Consider the following 1,994-nt stretch of genomic DNA (forward strand, 5'->3'; position numbering starts at 1 on the left):
TTTCCACTGAAGCCAAGGAGACCTGTATGCTCAACCATCCCACCCACGAACGCCTGATCGAGCTCGGCTTGAGCGGCTTGGCCAAGGCCTTTGAGGAGCAGCGACGATCACCTGATCTCGAAGCCTTGCCGTTCGAAGATCGCATCGGCCTGCTGGTCGACCGGGAAGCCGCAGAACGTGACACCAGGCGGCTCACCACGTGCCTCAAGCTGGCCGCGCTTCGCCAGAATGCCTGCGTGGAGGACGTCGATTTGCGCACGCCGCGGGGTATCGACCGGGCCGTCTTCGCCAAGCTCGTCAGCGGCGACTGGATCGATCGCCACGAGAATTTTCTTCTAACCGGGGCGACCGGATTGGGCAAAAGCTGGTTAGCCTGTGCTCTCGGTCACAAGGCCTGCCGCGACAATCGCTCGGTTCTCTACCATCGCGTCCCAAGATTGTTCGAAGCGTTGGCGCTCGCGCGGGGAGATGGACGTTATGCCCGCTTGCTCAAAACCCTTGGCCGCGTCCAGCTTCTGATTTTGGACGATTGGGGATTGTCGGTGCTCACCGTCGCCGAGCGGCGCGATCTACTGGAAATCCTCGAGGACCGCCATGGCCGCGCATCGACCATCGTAACCAGCCAACTTCCCGTGGACTCATGGCACGAAGTTATCGGAGATCCCACGCTCGCCGACGCCATTCTGGATCGCCTCGTCCATAACGCTCACCGCCTCCAGCTGGCCGGCGAAAGCATGCGAAAACGCAACGCCAAAACCATCACCCTTGACGAGCAGCCAGAACGCTGACTCTATCAACGCCTTGGCCGGAGCGGGCCGCTCACGATCGTCTGAATTCGGCGCTCATGATCGCGCGAAATCGCTGCTCACTATCAGTGAAATATGCACCTCTCCCCGCGCCGCTGCTCGTACTTGCGCTGCCTACCCGGTGCAACTACGTTAAGTAAGCCTTGCTGCCGGTTGCTCAACTGAAGGATTGCATGCAATGACCCCAGACAATGCCGGCCGAGGCCGACTCCGCGTGCCGCAGGAGGCCGCGCTTTGGTTGGCCATCGCCGGCATTCTTGCGGCCGCAATTTGGTTTTCCTGGAATCCAACCCCGGTTGCTCAAGCGCTTGCGGCACTTTTCATTGCCTGCGCCCTGATCCACGCCACCTTCGCCTATGGTGCGCGGAGCGCCTTGGTTCTGTTCGTTACTTGTAACGCAATTGCGTTTGCGATGGAAAACCTGAGCGCTGCCACAGCGTTTCCATTTGGGACCTTTCATTTCGTGGTCGGCGCGGACTTGCCGCAGATCGGCCTCATCCCGATCATCGTGGGACCGGTATGGTTCGTTGTGGGCTATTTTTCATGGGTGGTCGCGTCGGTTCTTTTGGATCACGCCGATCGTCAGCTCGATCGACCTTTCAATTTGGTCGCCCTGCCCATCGTAGCCGCTTTCGTGATGACCCAGTGGAATCTTGTGACGGATGCCCCTAACGCGACGATAGCCAAGGCTTGGATATGGCACGGCGGCGGTGGAATGTTCGGTGTTCCACTCTCCAACTATCTCGGCTGGCTTCTCACCTCCTGGCTGATCTGCCAGGCCTTCGCCCTCCACCTGCGCTGCGACGGCCGACGGCAGCACTTGAGGATTAGTCACAGGCTGGCGGTGATCGGCATCCTTTTCTATGTCGGCGCCGGCGTTACGCACATCGTGCCCTGGATCATGGGAGAGAGAGGCGAAGCCGTCGACGACAGAGGCTATGGCTGGCAGGTCCACGATATCCGTGAATCCACGGTCGCGATCCTGCTGCTGACGATGGTCTTCACCGCATTGCTCGCAGGGCTGCGCCTCTTGCGCCAGGCGAATTGCAAAGGCGAGCCAATCGCATCAATATCTGGCGATTGAAAGCGGGGCATGTCGTCGCAACACGGACTAGTACCCACTTTTCTTGGATCGTGAGTCGTGCTTCAAGATATGGATGATACCCGAAGCAAGAGAAGTCCACCTTT

2 protein-coding genes are annotated in these 1,994 nt (G+C 59.4%); both read left to right on the top strand.

The window, feature by feature from the left end; translation table 11 throughout:
* The first annotated feature begins 26 nt into the window (after positions 1-26).
* Positions 27-788, top strand: a complete 762-nt coding sequence (istB, locus tag AC5ZGW_RS45995; protein WP_028169394.1) for an IS21-like element helper ATPase IstB — start codon at positions 27-29, stop codon at positions 786-788.
* Positions 789-1,044: 256 nt separating this feature from the next.
* Complete coding sequence (locus AC5ZGW_RS46000) at positions 1,045-1,890, top strand: carotenoid biosynthesis protein (protein WP_165435655.1); 846 nt, start codon at positions 1,045-1,047, stop codon at positions 1,888-1,890.
* Positions 1,891-1,994 lie beyond the last annotated feature (104 nt).

The sequence above is a fragment of the Bradyrhizobium sp. Crot121 genome (assembly GCF_059512385.1).

What these genes read in the sequence shown, in the direction of transcription:
- istB (WP_028169394.1), top strand. Translation starts at nt 27, where the DNA reads ATGCTCAACCATCCCACCCACGAACGCCTGATCGAGCTCGGCTTGAGC.